General features: G+C 58.4%; 17 protein-coding genes, 1 tRNA gene and 1 pseudogene. 13 read left to right on the top strand and 6 right to left on the bottom strand.

Annotated elements, in window-relative coordinates:
• Positions 1-9 precede the first annotated feature (9 nt).
• The 4 genes from secD to queA form a co-directional block, all read right to left on the bottom strand.
• On the bottom strand, positions 10-1,878 hold the full coding sequence (secD, locus tag ACYP2Q_RS28920) for a protein translocase subunit SecD (RefSeq protein ID WP_459733589.1): 1,869 nt from the start codon (positions 1,876-1,878) through the stop codon (positions 10-12).
• A gap of 63 nt (positions 1,879-1,941) precedes the next feature.
• On the bottom strand, positions 1,942-2,280 hold the full coding sequence (gene yajC, locus ACYP2Q_RS28915) for a preprotein translocase subunit YajC (RefSeq protein ID WP_003185175.1): 339 nt from the start codon (positions 2,278-2,280) through the stop codon (positions 1,942-1,944).
• A 43-nt stretch (positions 2,281-2,323) separates the two neighbouring features.
• Positions 2,324-3,439, bottom strand: coding sequence for a tRNA guanosine(34) transglycosylase Tgt (gene tgt, locus ACYP2Q_RS28910; RefSeq protein WP_274077280.1), 1,116 nt, complete (start codon positions 3,437-3,439; stop codon positions 2,324-2,326).
• A gap of 14 nt (positions 3,440-3,453) precedes the next feature.
• Entirely contained in the window at positions 3,454-4,518 is a 1,065-nt protein-coding gene (gene queA, locus ACYP2Q_RS28905) for a tRNA preQ1(34) S-adenosylmethionine ribosyltransferase-isomerase QueA (RefSeq protein WP_459733587.1), read from the bottom strand.
• Positions 4,519-4,623: 105 nt separating this feature from the next.
• Between queA and ACYP2Q_RS28900 the strand changes: the two genes are divergently transcribed.
• Both ACYP2Q_RS28900 and ACYP2Q_RS28895 read left to right on the top strand, forming a co-directional pair.
• A tRNA-Leu gene (locus tag ACYP2Q_RS28900) sits at positions 4,624-4,708 on the top strand.
• Between the two features lie 159 nt (positions 4,709-4,867).
• Complete coding sequence (locus tag ACYP2Q_RS28895; RefSeq protein WP_459733586.1) at positions 4,868-5,197, top strand: hypothetical protein; 330 nt, start codon at positions 4,868-4,870, stop codon at positions 5,195-5,197.
• Positions 5,198-5,594: 397 nt separating this feature from the next.
• Here the strand turns inward: ACYP2Q_RS28895 and ACYP2Q_RS28890 are convergent, their stop codons facing one another.
• A complete protein-coding gene (locus ACYP2Q_RS28890) occupies positions 5,595-6,038 on the bottom strand; it encodes a TM2 domain-containing protein (protein ID WP_459733585.1) in 444 nt (147 codons plus the stop codon).
• A gap of 190 nt (positions 6,039-6,228) precedes the next feature.
• Positions 6,229-6,651 (bottom strand): hypothetical protein, encoded by a 423-nt coding sequence (locus tag ACYP2Q_RS28885; protein ID WP_459733584.1) that lies wholly within the window; start codon positions 6,649-6,651, stop codon positions 6,229-6,231.
• A gap of 331 nt (positions 6,652-6,982) precedes the next feature.
• On the opposite strand from ACYP2Q_RS28885, the gene ACYP2Q_RS28880 reads away from it, so the two are divergent.
• From ACYP2Q_RS28880 to ACYP2Q_RS28830, 11 genes and pseudogenes are all read left to right on the top strand, one after another.
• Positions 6,983-7,219, top strand: a complete 237-nt coding sequence (locus tag ACYP2Q_RS28880; RefSeq protein ID WP_459733583.1) for a DUF3077 domain-containing protein — start codon at positions 6,983-6,985, stop codon at positions 7,217-7,219.
• A 704-nt stretch (positions 7,220-7,923) separates the two neighbouring features.
• The gene (locus tag ACYP2Q_RS28875; protein WP_459733582.1) at positions 7,924-8,673 is read left to right on the top strand and encodes a colicin E3/pyocin S6 family cytotoxin; all 750 of its coding nucleotides are present in this window, start codon (positions 7,924-7,926) and stop codon (positions 8,671-8,673) included.
• Between the two features lie 14 nt (positions 8,674-8,687).
• Positions 8,688-8,927: a pyocin S6 family toxin immunity protein gene (locus tag ACYP2Q_RS28870; RefSeq protein ID WP_459733581.1), complete on the top strand. Its 240-nt coding sequence runs from the start codon at positions 8,688-8,690 to the stop codon at positions 8,925-8,927.
• A gap of 622 nt (positions 8,928-9,549) precedes the next feature.
• Complete coding sequence (locus tag ACYP2Q_RS28865) at positions 9,550-10,146, top strand: colicin E3/pyocin S6 family cytotoxin (protein WP_459733580.1); 597 nt, start codon at positions 9,550-9,552, stop codon at positions 10,144-10,146.
• 15 nt (positions 10,147-10,161) lie between these two features.
• Positions 10,162-10,401, top strand: coding sequence for a pyocin S6 family toxin immunity protein (locus tag ACYP2Q_RS28860; RefSeq protein WP_459733579.1), 240 nt, complete (start codon positions 10,162-10,164; stop codon positions 10,399-10,401).
• Between the two features lie 236 nt (positions 10,402-10,637).
• A pseudogene (locus tag ACYP2Q_RS28855) lies at positions 10,638-10,796 on the top strand (colicin E3/pyocin S6 family cytotoxin); the annotation flags it as partial.
• 585 nt (positions 10,797-11,381) lie between these two features.
• Positions 11,382-11,690, top strand: a complete 309-nt coding sequence (locus ACYP2Q_RS28850; protein WP_459733578.1) for a DUF3077 domain-containing protein — start codon at positions 11,382-11,384, stop codon at positions 11,688-11,690.
• A gap of 982 nt (positions 11,691-12,672) precedes the next feature.
• Positions 12,673-13,149, top strand: a complete 477-nt coding sequence (locus ACYP2Q_RS28845) for a formate dehydrogenase subunit gamma (protein ID WP_459733577.1) — start codon at positions 12,673-12,675, stop codon at positions 13,147-13,149.
• Positions 13,149-14,708, top strand: a complete 1,560-nt coding sequence (locus ACYP2Q_RS28840) for a formate dehydrogenase beta subunit (RefSeq protein ID WP_459733576.1) — start codon at positions 13,149-13,151, stop codon at positions 14,706-14,708. The genes ACYP2Q_RS28845 and ACYP2Q_RS28840 overlap by 1 nt, the downstream gene beginning before the upstream one ends.
• Positions 14,705-17,587: a formate dehydrogenase subunit alpha gene (gene fdhF / locus ACYP2Q_RS28835; protein ID WP_459733575.1), complete on the top strand. Its 2,883-nt coding sequence runs from the start codon at positions 14,705-14,707 to the stop codon at positions 17,585-17,587. The genes ACYP2Q_RS28840 and fdhF overlap by 4 nt, the downstream gene beginning before the upstream one ends.
• Entirely contained in the window at positions 17,584-17,799 is a 216-nt protein-coding gene (locus ACYP2Q_RS28830) for a formate dehydrogenase subunit delta (RefSeq protein ID WP_459733574.1), read from the top strand. The genes fdhF and ACYP2Q_RS28830 overlap by 4 nt, the downstream gene beginning before the upstream one ends.
• The last annotated feature ends 121 nt before the right edge of the window (positions 17,800-17,920 follow it).

Below are 17,920 nucleotides of genomic sequence, written 5' to 3'. Positions count from 1 at the left end.
GGCAGCCCCTTAAATCCACAACTTCTTGAAGTCACGTCCGCCGAAGATCAGGTTGACCATCGCGCGGGTCACCATGATGGCCGTGAACATCGAGGTAAAGATCCCGAGGGACATGGTCACTGCGAAGCCCTTGACCGGGCCTGTGCCCATGGCAAAGAGAATCCCGCCGACCAGCAAAGTAGTCAGGTTGGCGTCGAGAATCGCGGTGAATGCCCGGCCGAAGCCTTCGTTGATTGCGCGCTGCACGGTCATGCCCGCGGCGATCTCTTCACGAATCCGCGAGAAGATCAGCACGTTGGCGTCGACCGCCATGCCCATGGTCAACACGATACCGGCGATGCCCGGCAGGGTCAGCGTTGCCCCCAGCAGCGACATCAGGGCCAGCAGCATCACCATGTTCACTGCCAGCGCGACGGTGGCGATAATGCCGAAGAAGCGGTAGATGGCGATGATGAACAGCGAGACGAACAGCATGCCCCACAGCGATGCATCGATACCCTTGGTGATGTTGTCCGCACCCAGGCTCGGGCCGATGGTGCGCTCTTCAGCAAAGTACATCGGTGCGGCCAGGCCACCGGCACGCAGCAGCAGCGCCAGTTCGGACGACTCGCCCTGGCCATTCAGGCCAGTGATGCGAAATTGCGCGCCCAGCGGCGACTGGATGGTCGCCAGGCTGATGATCTTCTTCTCTTCCTTGAACGACTGCACCGCGACGTCTTTCTCGACGCCATCAACCACTTGCTTGGTGTAAGTGGTCACCGGGCGCTGCTCGATGAAGATCACCGCCATGCTGCGACCGACGTTCGAACGGGTCGCGCGGCTCATCAGCTCGCCACCGTGGCCATCCAGGCGGATGTTCACTTCTGGCGTGCCGTGCTCGCCGAAACCAGCCTTGGCGTCAGTCACCTGGTCACCGGTGATGATCAGGCCTCGCTCGATGAGCGCCGGAGGACGCTTGCCTTCACGGAACTCGAACTCTTCGGAAGTGGCTTTCGAAGCGCCAGGCTCAGCGGCCAGACGGAACTCCAGGTTGGCCGTCTTGCCGAGGATACGCTTGGCTTCCGCGGTGTCCTGCACGCCCGGCAGCTCAACCACGATGCGGTTGGCGCCCTGACGCTGGACGATCGGTTCGGCAACACCCAGCTCGTTGACGCGGTTACGTACCGTGGTCAAGTTCTGCTTGATGGAGTATTCGCGGATTTCCGCCAGCTTGGCCGGGGTCATCGCCAGACGCAGCACCGGTTGACCGTTGAGGTCGGCCGGAACAATGTCGAAATCGTTGAAATTCTTGCGGATCAGAGCGCGGGCCTGTTCACGGCTGTCTTCATCGGAGAAGCCCAGCTGAATGGCACCATTGAGTTGCGGCAGGCTGCGATAACGCAATTTCTCTTTACGCAACAGGCTCTTCACATCGCCTTCGTACACTTTCAAGCGTGCGTCGAGAGCCTTGTCCATGTCCACTTCGAGCAGGAAGTGCACACCACCGGACAAGTCCAGACCCAGCTTCATCGGGTGCGCGCCGAGGTTGCGCAGCCATTGCGGGGTGGTTTGTGCCAGGTTCAGTGCAACGACGTAGTCATCACCCAACGCCTTGCGCACCACGTCCTTGGCCGGCAGCTGGTCTTCAGCCTTGGTCAGGCGAATCAGACCGCCCTTGCCGCCCGCTGCCAGCGTGGCAGCCTTGACGTTGATCCCGGATTCCTTGAGCGCTGCGCTCACACGATCCAGATCAGCCTGGTTGACCTGCAGCGCAGTGCTTGCACCGCTGACCTGGATGGCCGGGTCATCAGGATAAAGATTGGGAGCGGAATAAATCAGACCGATCGCCAGCACCGCCAGGATCAGAATGTATTTCCACAGAGGGTATTTGTTCAGCATCACGCCGCCCGCTTATGACGCGGGGCGCCTTGCGCGCCCCGTCGATTGAGTAGAAGTTGAAACTTAGATCGCTTTGAGCGTGCCTTTTGGCAGCGTGGCGGCGATGGCGCCTTTCTGGAACTTCATTTCGACGGTGTCGGAAACTTCCAGAACCACGAAATCGTCAGCCACTTTGGTGATCTTGCCAGCGATGCCGCCGGTGGTCACAACTTCGTCACCTTTTTGCAGGCTGCCCAGCAGGTTCTTCTGCTCTTTGGCGCGCTTGGCCTGTGGACGCCAGATCATCAGGTAGAAGATGACCAGGAAGCCGACCAGGAAAATCCACTCAAAGCCGCCACCCATTGGGCCGGCAGCTGCCGGTGCAGCCGCGTCAGCCATGGCATTAGAGATAAAAAAGCTCATTTAGCACTCCAGTTGCAAATGTTGAATCTTGGGGTCAGAAAACTCAGTCCAAAGGCGGCACGGGTAGCCCGCGTTTGGCGTAGAAGGCATCGACAAAGGCGGCCAATGTACCCTGTTGAATAGCCTCGCGCAAACCAGCCATAAGCACTTGATAATGACGCAAGTTATGGATGGTATTGAGCATGCTTCCCAGCATTTCGCCGCACTTGTCCAGGTGATGCAGGTAAGCGCGGGAGAAGTTCTGGCAGGTATAGCAATCGCAGGTCGGATCGAGCGGCGAATCATCATGGCGATGGAACGCGTTTCGGATCTTCAGCACGCCGGTATCGATGAACAGATGCCCATTGCGGGCATTACGGGTTGGCATCACGCAATCGAACATGTCCACACCGCGGCGCACACCCTCCACGAGATCTTCCGGTTTGCCAACGCCCATAAGGTAACGAGGTTTGTCAGCCGGCATCATGCCCGGCAGGTAATCCAGCACCTTGATCATCTCGTGCTTGGGCTCGCCCACCGACAGGCCGCCGATGGCCAGGCCGTCGAAGCCGATCTTGTCCAGGCCTTCCAGGGAGCGCATGCGCAGGTCCTGGTGCATGCCTCCCTGGACGATACCAAACAGCGCCGCCGTGTTCTCGCCATGGGCGTTTTTCGAGCGCTGGGCCCAACGCAGGGACAATTCCATGGAAATACGGGCGACGTCTTCATCCGCCGGGTACGGCGTGCATTCGTCGAAAATCATCACGATGTCCGAGCCCAGGTCGCGCTGGACCTGCATCGACTCTTCCGGGCCCATGAACACCTTGGCGCCGTCGACCGGGGAAGCGAAGGTCACGCCCTCCTCCTTGATCTTGCGCATGGCGCCCAGGCTGAACACCTGGAAACCGCCGGAGTCGGTCAAAATCGGGCCTTTCCACTGCATGAAATCGTGCAGGTCGCCGTGCTTCTTGATCACTTCCGTGCCCGGGCGCAGCCACAGGTGGAAGGTGTTGCCCAGAATGATTTCAGCGCCGGTCGCCTCGATATCCCGTGGCAGCATGCCCTTGACCGTGCCGTACGTGCCCACCGGCATAAAAGCCGGGGTCTCGACGGTACCGCGCGGGAAGGTCAAACGACCGCGACGAGCCTTGCCATCAGTGGCCAGCAGCTCGAAAGACATACGACAGGTGCGACTCATACAGTTTCCTCTGGGCCCGATTCTTTAGGGGCAGTCGGCGCAGGATTACGCGTGATGAACATCGCATCACCGTAGCTGAAAAAGCGGTATCCGTTATCGACGGCGGCCTTGTAGGCGGCCATGGTCTCGGGATAACCGGCGAACGCCGAAACCAGCATCAACAGCGTGGATTCGGGCAAATGGAAGTTGGTGACCAGGGCATCGACCACATGAAACGGCCGGCCCGGGTAGATGAAAATGTCGGTATCACCGCTGAACGGCTTGAGCACGCCATCGCGCGCAGCACTTTCCAGGGAGCGCACGCTGGTGGTACCCACGGCCACCACACGACCACCGCGGGCGCGGCAGGCAGCAACCGCATCGACCACGTCCTGGCCGACTTCCAGCCATTCAGTGTGCATATGGTGATCTTCGAGCTTCTCCACGCGCACCGGCTGGAAAGTGCCGGCGCCGACGTGCAGGGTCACGAACGCGGTCTCGATGCCCTTGGCGGCAATCGCCTCCATCAGCGGCTGATCGAAATGCAGCCCCGCCGTCGGCGCCGCCACCGCGCCCAGACGCTGGGCATAGACGGTCTGGTAACGCTCACGGTCCGAGCCCTCGTCCGGGCGGTCTATATAAGGAGGCAGCGGCATGTGCCCGACGCGGTCGAGCAGCGGCAACACCTCCTCGGCAAAGCCCAGCTCGAACAACGCATCGTGCCGCGCCAGCATCTCGGCCTCGCCACCGCCGTCGATCAGGATCTTCGACCCGGGCTTGGGCGACTTGCTGGAGCGCACATGGGCCAGCACGCGATGACTGTCGAGCACCCGCTCCACCAGGATTTCCAGCTTGCCGCCGGAAGCCTTCTGGCCAAACAGTCGTGCCGGAATCACCCGGGTATTGTTGAACACCATCAAGTCGCCGGGGCGCAAATGCTCCAGCAAATCAGTAAATTGACGGTGTGCCAGGGCGCCGCTGACCCCATCCAGGGTCAACAGGCGACTGTTGCGACGCTCGGCCAAAGGATGGCGGGCGATCAGCGAATCAGGGAGCTCGAAGGTAAAGTCAGCAACGCGCATGATGGGGTTCGTCTAGCAGGGCCGGGAAGTCTAGCGGAATTATCAAAAATTCTCCATGTACCTGATTGACCGACGGTTATCTCATCTCTATACTCCGCGGCCATTGCCCTGATGGCGGAATTGGTAGACGCGGCGGATTCAAAATCCGTTTTCGAAAGGAGTGGGAGTTCGAGTCTCCCTCGGGGCACCAAAATTAAGAAAGGTCTTGCTTAGCAAGGCCTTTTTTTTCGCCTAAAGAAAAGCACCTGACACCCCACACACCCTGTGGGAGCCAGCCTGCTGGCGATGCTTTTACCCCTTGCCCTTCCACGCCCCCGCACCGCCGGAACATTTCACAAGGATTCCCCCCATGGAATTACACCTGGAAACCGTCGCCCTCTTCTCCCTCAAACTGGCTTACGAATCGGAAGATACAAGCCCGATTTTGCGTGACGATCTGGTCATGGGTGATTACCAGCGGGATGTGTTTGAGTTGCTGGTGCGCCGGGGGGATGTTGAGGGGATTCAGGTGAAGGTGGGTGAGTGTGTGGGGTTGGCGCTGGACGCGGTTGGGGGGGCGGATAAGCCGTTGGGGCGGGAGTTGGGGAGGTTGGCGGGGGAATGTGCCGGGATTCAGATGATGGAGGAGCTCCATGCCCCGCTAATCGCGCTAAGTACGTACCTGAAAGACATTCAATGAACGAAGGGGGATGGGGGTGTCAGAATTTTTTTGTTCGGGCATAACATGAGTAAGAGGTGCATGTATGCCAACCAAGAAGAAACCCGCGTTGCGAGAGCTCCCGGAAGTCCCGAAAAGAGCTTCTCGAGCAATTCACCGATGGACCGATGACCGCTGAAGCCATTGAGGACGCTCCGTAGAATTGACCACGGGACTATATAACTGCCTTCTTCTGCCTCTTTAACCAGGGCTCAACACGCTTTTTTTTGCACCATATGCAGCCTCCAATATCACTAACAACAAAGTGACTCCTGAGTCAAGAAACCTGAAAGAAGAACACCCGCCGAGGCGGGTATTCATCATGCGAACTCAGCTGACTCTCTGAACTAACATGTCCATAAAGGCATTATCTTACGGATTAGAACCAGCCTTTTTTTCCTACCACATAAGTTTGCTCAAAGTCCTCTTCGGACTTGGTCAGATAAATGATAAATTCAACAAACGCAATGATCCCGATAACGAAGGAAGGAACGCCGAGCAAAAGCCATCCAAACAGAAACACCAGCAGCATGATCACTGCCTGCGAGGTGTAACCAAGATAAAACTTGTGAGCTCCAAATGCGCCAAGAAAGAATGCGAGCAACGCAGCGGGGATCTTTTTAGAGTTTCCGGTCAGAGACACACTCTCCAGATAGATCGCCTCAGCCGTTCCGTTATCAGCGGAGAAGTCCACCCGGCTACCCGCCTTAGGTAGAATTGTACTTTTCCACTGCGCGACGGAAAATGTGTAACGGTTACCATCATCGCCTGAGATGACACCACTACGGCTTGTTGAGTCAAACTCGAGAACCTTACCTTTCATTTACCACTCCCTATGATGTTTCACACCGTATTCAGTGTTGTTTTAAGCGATCTCAATATAACTTGAGTATGCCACCAGTTTGAATCGGCACAACGCAGCCGGACAAAGCATCGTCAATCAATGCCTTGGCTGGGTTGCTATAAGATATGGATACCTGCTCTCGATGGATCAGCAGCCATTTCCAGGAGACTTATTGGGTAACCTGGCCGATCATCTCGCAGAATTTGTCTCTAGCTCCGGATTCCGGCGTATAGAGGCCAGCCGCAGCAGCAAATACAAACGTAATCTTGGAACCTTCACCGACCGGTTCAACTATGACGTTTAGGGGGGCCGTCTTACTGCTCAGATTGACGTTCTGATACGCAGAAATCACACCGCGTTTGGGATCGGCGCTCTCGACGTGGAAGCTTTCACGTAACAGCATCTTGTAAGCATTCGTAAAGGCTACAGAGGGAGTTGTGGTAGGCAGTTCAGAGGTGGTGGTAAACGATTTCCCAGTCAGAAAACTTCCGGACGTTGTGAAATTATCCTCGCACTGCTTGCCGGTGTGAGTCGCACACCCTTGGAGAGCTATTGCACCCAGTAATATGGCTAATACTCGAAACATCATCATTCCTTATGGTCCTTGTCCTACTAGAGCAGGTCCTTCCAGGGTTCATCCACAGGGCTGCGGATAGCATTGTTTGCGCCCCCCCCTACCGCTCCATGTCGCTACTGCCGTTCCTAAAGCGTGGACAGCGGAGAAATTATGCCGTAATGGCACTCGGCCATTCTCTTTTTTTTGGCGCCGGGTTTCAAGCTATTCAGATTATTCAGTGCTTGATGATTCACTGGCTGACGTAGGCCTTCCATAAATTTCAGCCGGATTCATGCTGCGCATTTTGTGAACCTCCTTAAATTAAAAGAACTACCAAAATTCGTTACCAAGGGGAATGGGGATTTTCATGGCCAAGACGTTCACCGAAGATGCCGCCAACGCCAGGGACACCGACCGCCACACCAGGGCTGCGAATTATCTGACTTCGATGAGTAAGGCGTTGGCGGATGATGCAGTGAAGGTGCTTGCGCGGGATCGAGTATCTGAGTCGACGGCGAAAAAAGGGGACAGATTGAAAAAAGTGAAAAAAGGGGACAGATTTATTTTTTGCTTTTCAACTCTTTTCAACTCGAGCGCCAGATAGGCACCACCGACCACCTGCGTCGCCATCGGTAAAGCGATCATCAGGTAGGGAGAGGTAAGTTCATGCGGCCTCCTCGGTACCCCAACCCTCTACTCGGACAAATGTCGCAAAAGTCTTTTTGTTGCTGGGTACGACGCGCCCTTCTCAGAATGTCCCGCCTGACTTGATCCGAGGGAATGCAATGCGCTTGATAAGGAGATCTGACAGGGGCTTGCTACGTGTCGAAGACCCGCATGTGGCCGCCCGAAAAGTTAGAAGCGCCCTGATGTGCGGGAGGTACTCCCTGCAAGGGCTGGCTGAGCTTCTGCGAACTACCTACATCACCCAGGACAGCGAGATTGTCGAGGCGGTCAGGAGAGGGGATTGGCTGCTGGTTTCAGACATCCCCATCCGCTCCGGCGGCGGCTACAGGCGCAGTCCAGCGCCCGAACCTGAACCGATCTACATCCGCCCCAAAGAGCCTTGGCCGGAGCCAAAGCCGCGCACCGACCGGGTGTTTGCCAAGTCCTGCGCCTCTGGAAACTGGTGCAGCACCAAACCCGGTACAGCCAGCGTCCCCGCCTCAGACTTTGGCAAGGTCATGCTGGTGGCGCCTATGCTTGTCCCCTCTTCAATCGAGGCGATTAAACTCGCGGTAGGCTTCGACGCGGTGCTGGGGCGCACAGCCGGTAGCGGCATCCTGCAACACGGATTCAGGTGGGGCCTTGCGCGGCAATCCTGCCGGAGTGTTCATTGCGGGGATGCTCCCCGCCCAGATGGGCGATGGGACGCTCTACAATGACGACGATCTGCGCCTGGTAAGCCACGCACCTACCCGTGTCCGCTTTCAGTTTCGCCGTGATGCCGAAGGCGTGATACAGGTCTATGGCATTCATACCGGCCCCTCTGGCGACGATTCCGTACGCACGGTGCAGGTCAAATGGAATGCCACCAAAACCGTGCTCGAAGCGGATTTGAACGGCATCACTATTTTGTGGACACCCAGCGGACGGCTGGCCATCCCGCCTTTGGTCCATCCTGAGCAGCGCAGTAGCGATCCCATCATCCTGGTTCATCCCATACCGGAAAACACAGACTCGGTGCTCGAGGGATATCCGGCAGGCGAGGACGTTGAAACCGACGACTGTATTCTGGTGTTTCCGGCAAACACCGGCCTTAGTTCACTGTACCTGGTGTTCGCTCGACCTATTGGCGGCGACCACAGCTATCACCCGGCCCCCAAAGGACTGACGGCCTTCCCTGATGCCGTGAAGGACAAGTCCAAGAACGCTGTAAAGGGCGGGGGCGGCTTGCGCAGACGCTGGAAAGATCGCAAAGGCCGGATCTATGAATGGGACTCTGAGAACGGTAGGGTTGAGCTATACGACAAGCAAGGCAAGCATCTGGGAGAGTTCGACCCCGAGACGGGAGAGCGGACAAAAGACGCTGAGCCAGGCAGAACAACGCCAAAGTAATCTAGGGGAAAATCATGCACCTATGCATCACAGGTTTTTTAGCGGGCGACAGCGACGATACTTCGCTGAAATATGAGCTAGACGTGCAGTCAGGCTTTGAAAAAGCTGTGTTAGAGGTAATGGGGTGGCAAAGCCTTGCAGAAAGCCCAGAAGGAGAATGGTTGCTAACTGGCGACCAGTCCCAGCGAATTGCGACCGTGATTAATGAGCGGCTGCCCCGCGATCTAGATTTATTCATTGGCGTAGAAGCCTAACCATCCAATTGGCTTCCCCCAACAGCAATTCAGAACAGCTCGCAGCTGGAGACAGTTACGGCGCCCGATCTGGGTCACTTGGAGTACTCCGGTTGAAACCGGAAATCTGTCTCTGAGGCACCTTTGGCCAGGTGGGCCGGCTTCCATTTCAAATCGCACCTGGTCGCGCTGATCCGGGCGGAATGAGGCACAGGGTACATACGGGACAATCCCGCATGTAGTTGTGAGCCTGTCGAGCGGCGACCTGTAGAACGACCAATCCGGCACCGCCTGAATACTCCGGTTTGAAACCTGAGAAATTCGCTGTTTAGAATTCCGTTTCAAACCGACCAAACCAAGGTGGGTTTTCACACCTCACGCGGAGCTACACCGGTTGGCCTCGATCACATTTAACTGGTGCCAGGGAGTTGGCCGGTGGCTCGAAATGGAGCAAAGAAAAGCGATCAAGGATTGATCAGAAAAGGGTCCGGCAGCGAGCACGGTGTATGCCGACGTGTATGTCACAAAAACATGCAATATAGAGAAGCCTTTAAATACAATTAGTTAAGATTCAGGTTAGAGGCTCGCCTAGGCACCATACGTATAAACTAGAAAGCCTCAGGCCGTTGGGTCTGGAGCTTTTTTGTGGGTCAAAAAAAAGCCGAAGCGTTTTGTTTCATTCTGTCGTCCATTCAAACTAGTCGTATTCATCGAAAAACGCCGAACCCGCACAGGTTCCGCGCATGAGCAGCTGCGCGGAATCAAAGTACGCAAGCTGGCCCTCCCGCCTTTGGTCCATCCTGAGCAACGCAGCAGCGATCCCATCATCCTGGTTCACCCCATATCGGAAAACTCAGTCTCGGCGATCGAGGTTTATCCAGGTGGCGAGGACGTTGAAACCGACGACTGTATTCTGGTGTTTCCGGCAGACACCGGCCTTAACTCGTTGCACTTGGTATTTTCAAAACCTGCTGGCGGTGGTGATATCAAGTATCACAAGCCGCCATCGGGGCTACCTGCTTTCCCAGATACATTTCCTGTTAAATCCAGAAGCAGCGTTCAGGGTGGTGGAGGTAGGCGAAGCCGCTGGAAAGACCGAAAGGGCCGAATATACGAGTGGGATAGCCAGCACGGCGGAGTGGAAATGTACGATCCTCAAGGAAAACACCTTGGCGAGTTCGATCCAGAAACGGGCGAACAAACCAAGCCGGCGAAGCCAGGTAGAACCACACCAAAATAGAATAGGAGGTCAATTATGCTTTTATGGATTAGTGGATTTTTAAAAGGCGATGTCGAGGATGACTCGTTGAAATACGACCTCATCGTTCAGCCTGAACATGAACTCGCTGTATTGGGAATTCTCGGCTGGAAAAATTTGGAAGAGAGCCCAAACGGGGAATGGTTGCTAACCAGCGAGCAAGCACAAGCGATAGCCGCAGCAGTAAACATGCAATTGCCCACGGAGCTAGACCTGTTCATCGGAGTACGGGCATAGCGGAATGAATGCGAGAGTATGAGCAAGTACAGCGCCAGCGATTTGCCCTAATCGAGTGACGCTAGCCTGACACCAGAGCAGAACAGATCGCCACTGAACGCATTCACTACACCCGATCTGGATCGCCTCAAGCTCTCCGATTTGAAATCGGGAAACCCTAAGTGGATCGTCTACTGCGTTTCGAGCGCGACTTTGGCAATTGCTCGACTGCACCGTTTCAAACCGATGCAGTGCCGCGCCGATGGAAGACAAGAGATGGGATTATTTTCGAGTGGGATAGCCAGCATGGAGCTGTTGAGAAATACAACAAACGCGGAAAGCACCTAGGGGAGTTTGACCCAGAAACAGGTGAGCAAACCAAAAGTGCTGACGATACTTGCGAGGTGGAGCCTTGAAATACAGAAATCAGACAGCAGCCACCAGCCTGTCCCTGACGACATAGTCTGACTGCAAGCCACGTAACATATGAACCCGACAGCCTCCGTCGGGGCAACGATCTTTGAAAAGGTCTTGCTTAGCAGGACCTTTCAAATGCCTGGGATATTCTCTCTGCAGCTTTATCCAGCCACCTCAGGCGAAAAGGAGCTAGCGTCGGAATATGTTGGAGGTTGCAGCAAAGAAGCCCACACGCTAACCTCCCACCGTCGCTGCCAATTCAGCGACCGGGTGTGGTAACCCGAGTTATTCAAGGCGCAACAGCGCCCCAATCACGTCATCAGGCGCTTTTTTTATGCCTGCGGCGTGAGTTATGGCGGCTGTGCGTGGGACGCCCTCGGGCGTGCCGGTTTCCTTGATACCCGGTTTACCACCCTGCGCACAGCTGTCACCCATTCGTGTGGTAACGAACGTGGCAGCTCCCTCATATCAAGGAGTTGGATAATGCGCAGTATCAATCCGTTTGAAATTTGGCTTTTCTCTCTATGCGATTCCCAATCGTGTAACGCCCTCCCCCGTTGCCTCTCCATTCTCGGAGGTGGCCAATGACCGAACAATCTGAACTCAAAACCATCGGCTTAACCCCCGCCATCTACTGCTCCGATCAACCACTGTTCCACGTCACTCGCGGCGTTCCGCTCGGTGATGCGTTGTCGATGGCTTCTGATTTTCTGTTTCTGGCCAAGACGCTGACTGAAGATGCTGCCTATGCCAGGGATACCGACCGTCACGCCTGGGCTGCGCATTATCTGACTTCGATGAGTAAGGCGTTGGTGGATGATGCGGTGAAGGTGCTGGAGCGGGATCGGATGGTTGCGCCGATGTCCAAGCGGGCGGCGGAGGCTGAAGGGTAGGTTCTGGGTTTTAGGCGTCGGGCATGACGTTTGTGGGGACGGGTTTGGTTGCGGGGCTTGGGCATTCAGCGCGATTGGTGGTTGCCTTGGGTTTTTCGCGAGCAAGCTCGCTCCTACAGGGGATTGGTTTGGGCGACTTCTGTGTCTCATGAACAAGAAGGCCCGAACGTAATGCCGGACTGAGCCAGGACCAGAGGAGCGGGCGATTGGGGTTGATGCCGTGGGAGCCTGATGGTTGTGTCAACTTCGACTTCAGATAGAACACTGGCTGTGGTGACACACATGCGGGTGGTGGCGGAGGTTGAGGGGTAGTGACTAGCTTCAGCATTGGTGGTGGCTGGGCTGGCGCTATCGCCAGCAGGCTGGCTCCCACAGGGGTTTTGTGTGGTGGGCTGGCGGACATGGTTTGGCCGCGGTGTGAGTGGGTTTGGGGTGCAGCTTCAGAATTGGTGGTGGTTGGGCTGGTGCTATCGCCAGCAGGCTGGCTCCCACAGTGGGTTTTGTGTGGTGACTGGGATTTGGGATTGGCCTCGAGGTTTTCGGGGTTTATTCGTATTTGGGGCAGAGGGGAAGGCTTTCGGCGCAATGGATCAGTGCATCTGCTCCGTAGAATTGCCCACGGTTCTGATGCTTCTTCTCACCTCTAATGCTTGTTATACATCAGCCATCGACAAGCCCTCCGGGCATTAGGCCGGTGAGTGAACGCCCTACGCCTCACTCATCTAGACTTAATGGAGAGTCGTAGGCAGAACCGAACACGTCGTTTTGGTGCAGTTGGATCAATAGCGGCGTGGCAAGCTGCCCTTTATGCCCAGTAGAGGTGCGGCGAAGACCGTGCCGGGCACAACAAGATGCCCGCAAAGGGTGCCCTGGCCAACGGCCTGAAATTGCCACGATGCCGTGACGTGGTGTGAGTGCCGCAGCCGACACTTTCGGACGACCGACAACCATCTGGTTTGTCCGTGACCGTGAGGATTGCTGAATGCCTGATGAGAGTATGCACTTGCCTTTGGTCAACAGCCTGCTGGAGCGCCACAAGGGCTCTGCGGGTGCGCTGTTGCCCATTCTTCATGATATTCAGGAGCGCATTGGGTACATCCCCGATGCCGCCGTCCCCGAGATTGCCCATGCGCTGAACCAGAGCCAGGCCGAGGTGCGTGGGGTGATCAGTTTTTACCATGACTTCCGTACCGCGCCGCCCGCGCGGCATATCCTGCGGCTGTGCCGGGCCGAGTCGTGCAGGAGTCGTGGGGCCGAGCAGTTGGCTGCGCAGTTGCGCGAGCGGCTGCAACTGGATGACCACGGCAGCAGCGCCGACGGCAGCATCAGTTTGCGCCCGGTGTATTGCCTGGGGGCTTGCGCCTGTTCGCCGGCGCTGGAGCTGGATGGTCGGGTGCATGCGCGGCTCAGTGCCGAGCGTCTGGATGCCTTGCTTGATGCTTGCCGGGAGGACGCTTGATGCCGACTCTTTATTTGCCTTGTGATTCGCTGGCCCGTGCCGTGGGGGCCGATGAAGTGGTGACAGCGCTTATCACTCAGGCCCACGAACGCCATCTGCCGCTGGAGCTGCAGCGCACCAGTTCGCGCGGGCTGTATTGGCTGGAACCGTTGCTGGAAGTGGACAGCCCGCAAGGTCGTATCGGCTTTGGCCCGCTGACGGCTGCTGATGTGCCATCTGTGCTCGAAGCCCTGAAAGGCGATTCATCCGCTCATCCCCTGGCCTTGGGCCTGGTGGAAGAGTTGCCCTATCTGAAGACTCAACAACGCCTGCTGTTCGCCCGCGCCGGTATCACTCGGCCGCTGTCGCTGGACGATTATCGAGCCCATGGCGGTTTCGAAGGTTTAACCAGGGCCGTCGCCATTGGTGGCGAGCAGACCGCATCGGCAGTGTTCGACTCCGGCCTGCGTGGCCGTGGCGGTGCAGCCTTCCCCGCCGGGATCAAATGGCGCACGGTGCGCGCGACTGAAGCGGCGCAGAAGTACATCGTGTGCAACGCCGACGAAGGCGACTCCGGCACTTTCGCCGATCGTATGTTGATGGAAGGCGACCCCTTCCTGCTGATCGAAGGCATGGCCATTGCCGGCCTCTGCGTCGGCGCCACCTACGGCTACATCTATGTGCGTTCGGAGTATCCGGATGCCGTGGCCATCCTGCGCAACGCGCTGGAAATTGCCCGGTCGAACGGTTACCTCGGCGCCAATGTCGGCGGCAGCGGCCAGGCCTTCGATATGGAAGTGCGGGTCGGTGCCGGGGCCTACATCTGCGGTGAAGAAACCGCGCTGCTGGACTCTCTTGAAGGCAAGCGCGGGATCGTCCGCGCCAAGCCGCCGATCCCTGCGTTGAAGGGCCTGTTCGGCCAGCCGACCCTGGTGCACAACGTGCTGACACTCGCTTCGGTACCGCTGATTCTGGCCAAGGGCGCGCAGTTCTATCGCGATTACGGCATGGGCCGTTCCCTGGGCACCATGCCCTTCCAGCTGGCGGGCAATGTGCGTCGCGGCGGTCTGGTGGAACGGGCCTTTGGCCTGACCCTACGCGAACTGGTGGAAGACTACGGCGGCGGCACCGCCAGTGGTCGGCCGCTGAAGGCTGCGCAAGTGGGTGGCCCGCTTGGCGCCTGGGTGCCTCCTGCGCAATTCGACACGCCGCTGGATTACGAAGCGTTCGCCGGCATCGGCGCGATGCTCGGTCACGGTGGTGTGGTGGTGGCGGACGACACGCTGGACATGGCCCACATGGCGCGCTTCGCCATGGCGTTCTGTGCCGAGGAATCCTGTGGCAAATGCACGCCGTGCCGCATCGGCTCGACCCGGGGCGTGGAGGTGATCGATCGGCTGCTGGCCGCGCAAGACCCGAGCGGTCGCGATGAGCAGGTGATCATCCTCAAGGACCTGTGCGACACCCTGCAATACGGTTCGCTGTGCGCGTTGGGCGGCATGGTGTCCTTTCCGGTCGCCAGCGCCCTCAAGCACTTCCCCGCCGACTTCGGCTTGTTGCCCTCGGAGGCCGAGCAATGATCACTCTCTTCGACCCGAACACAGACATTGACCTGGGTACTCCTGCCCGCGACAGCCAGGTGCAGGTCACCCTGAACATCGACGGCCGCAGCATTAGCGTTCCCGAAGGCACTTCGGTGATGCGCGCCGCTGCGCTGCTGGGCACCACCATTCCCAAACTCTGTGCCACCGACAGCCTGGAAGCCTTCGGCTCCTGCCGCATGTGCCTGGTGGAGATCGACGGCATGCGCGGTTATCCAGCCTCCTGCACCACGCCAGTGACTGAAGGCATGAGCGTGCACACCCAGACGCCCAAGCTCGCGACCCTGCGGCGCAACGTCATGGAGCTGTACATCTCCGATCACCCGCTGGACTGCCTGACCTGCTCGGCCAACGGCAACTGCGAGCTGCAAACCGTCGCCGGCCAGGTCGGCCTGCGGGAGGTGCGTTATGGCTATGAAGGCGACAACCATCTGGCCGATGTGAAGGACACTTCCAACCCCTACTTCGACTACGACCCGAGCAAGTGCATCGTCTGCAACCGCTGCGTGCGTGCCTGTGAAGAAACCCAGGGCACCTTTGCCCTGACCATTACCGGGCGCGGTTTCGAATCCCGGGTGGTGGCCGCGGGTGGGGATAACTTCCTCGACTCGGAATGCGTGTCTTGCGGCGCCTGTGTGCAGGCTTGCCCGACCGCGACCCTGATGGAAAAAAGCGTGGTCGAGCTGGGTCAGCCCGAGCGCAGCGTGATCACCACCTGCGCCTATTGCGGCGTAGGCTGCTCGTTCCGCGCCGAGATGAAAGGCGACCAGCTGGTGCGCATGGTGCCGGACAAGAACGGCCAGGCCAACCACGGCCACTCCTGCGTCAAGGGGCGCTTTGCCTGGGGCTACGCCACCCACCCGGATCGCATCACCAAACCGATGATCCGTAAGCACATCAGCGACCCTTGGCAGGAAGTCAGCTGGGATGAGGCGGTGACCTACGCTGCCAGCGAATTCCGCCGTTTGCAGCAGAAATATGGCCGCGATTCCATTGGCGGGATCACCTCCAGCCGTTGCACCAACGAAGAAACCTACCTGGTGCAAAAACTGGTGCGCGCCGCGTTCGGCAACAACAACGTCGACACCTGTGCGCGGGTCTGCCACTCGCCCACCGGCTATGGCCTGAAGCAGACTTTGGGCGAGTCAGCCGGCACCCAGAGCTTCGACTCGGTGATGCAGGCCGACGTGATCCTGGTGATGGGCGCCAACCCCAGCGACGCGCACCCGGTGTTCGCTTCCCAGCTCAAGCGCCGCTTGCGGGAAGGTGCGCGGCTGATCGTCATCGATCCACGCCGCATCGATCTGGTGGACTCGGTGCACGCCCGCGCTGAATATCACCTGGCGCTGCGCCCCGGCACCAACGTCGCCATGCTCAACGCCCTGGCCCATGTGATCGTCACCGAAGGGCTGCTCAACCAGGCCTTTATCGACGCTCGTTGCGAAGGCAGTGATTTCGCCAACTGGAGCGAATTCGTCAGCCGGCCGGAAAACTCGCCGGAAGTGCTTGGCGCGATCTGCGGCGTGCCCGCCGCCGACATCCGTGCCGCTGCGCGCCTGTATGCCACCGGCGGCAACGCGGCGATCTACTACGGCCTTGGCGTTACCGAGCACAGCCAGGGCAGCACCGCCGTCATGGGCATCGCCAACCTGGCCATGGCCACCGGCAACATCGGCCGCGAAGGCGTCGGCGTGAACCCGCTGCGGGGGCAGAACAACGTTCAGGGTTCCTGTGACATGGGCTCGTTCCCCCACGAGTTGCCTGGCTACCGGCACATCTCCAACGAGGTGGTACGGGCGCAGTTCGAACAGGCGTGGAACGTCACCCTGCAACCCGACCCGGGCCTGCGCATCCCCAACATGTTCGAGTCGGCCCTGGCCGGCAGTTTCAAGGGCCTGTATTGCCAGGGCGAGGACATCGCCCAGAGCGATCCGAATACCCAGCACGTCACTGCGGCGCTGTCGGCCATGGAGTGCGTGGTGGTACAGGATATTTTCCTCAACGAAACCGCGAAGTTCGCCCATGTGTTTTTACCGGGCGCTTCGTTCCTGGAAAAAGACGGCACCTTCACCAACGCCGAACGGCGCATCTCGCGGGTGCGCAAGGTCATGGACCCTCTGGGCGGCAAGGCTGACTGGGAAGGTACGGTGGCGCTGGCCAATGCCCTGGGTTACCCGATGAACTACAAACATCCATCGCAAATCATGGATGAAATCGCCAGCCTGACGCCGACCTTCACCAACGTCAGCTACGCCGAACTGGATCGCCACGGCAGCCTGCAATGGCCGTGCAACGCCGCGGCACCGGACGGCACGCCGACCATGCACATCGAGGAGTTTGTGCGCGGCAAGGGGCGATTCATGCTCACCGGCTATGTGCCGACCGAGGAGAAGGTCAACACCCGTTACCCACTGCTGCTGACCACCGGGCGCATCCTCAGCCAGTACAACGTCGGCGCTCAAACCCGGCGTACCGAAAACGTCGCCTGGCACGACGAGGATCGCTTGGAAATCCATCCGACTGACGCGGAAAGCCGTGGCATCAACGAAGGCGACTGGGTCGGTATCGGCAGCCGCGCCGGGCAGACAGTGCTGCGTGCGCGGATCACCGAACGGGTCGCCCCAGGCGTGGTGTACACCACCTTCCACTTCCCGGAATCGGGGGCCAACGTGATCACCACCGACAACTCCGACTGGGCCACCAACTGTCCGGAATACAAGGTCACGGCAGTGGAAGTCAGCCGCGTGTATCACCCTTCGGAGTGGCAAAAGCGCTTCCAGGAGTTCAGCGAAGAACAGGACCGCTTGCTCAAGGATCGCCGTCACGCCCGTGGTGATAAAGCCGAGGTGCGCCGATGAGCACTGAAAACCTGATCAAGATGGCCAACCAGATCGCCCAGTACTTTGCCAGCCAGCCGGATCAGCAACAGGCGGTGCTCAGCGTGCGCAATCACCTGCAGATGTTCTGGGCGCCGAGCATGCGCAAGGAATTGCTGGCCTGGCAGACGGAACATCAGGGGGCGGATTTGCATCCGCTGGTGCAGGCGGCAGTGAGTGGGGCGGGTTGGTAGCGACTGAAGAAACGCAATCCCTGTAGGAGCCGGCTTGCTGGCGATCGCGGTTCGTCAGGCGACATCTGTGTCGACTGTACGTCCGCGATCGCCAGCAAGCCAAGTCGGAGGCCAAGCGGGC

The sequence above is a fragment of the Pseudomonas sp. MHK4 genome, from assembly GCF_054600775.1.
This window is presented reverse-complemented; position numbering and strand designations above follow the sequence as displayed.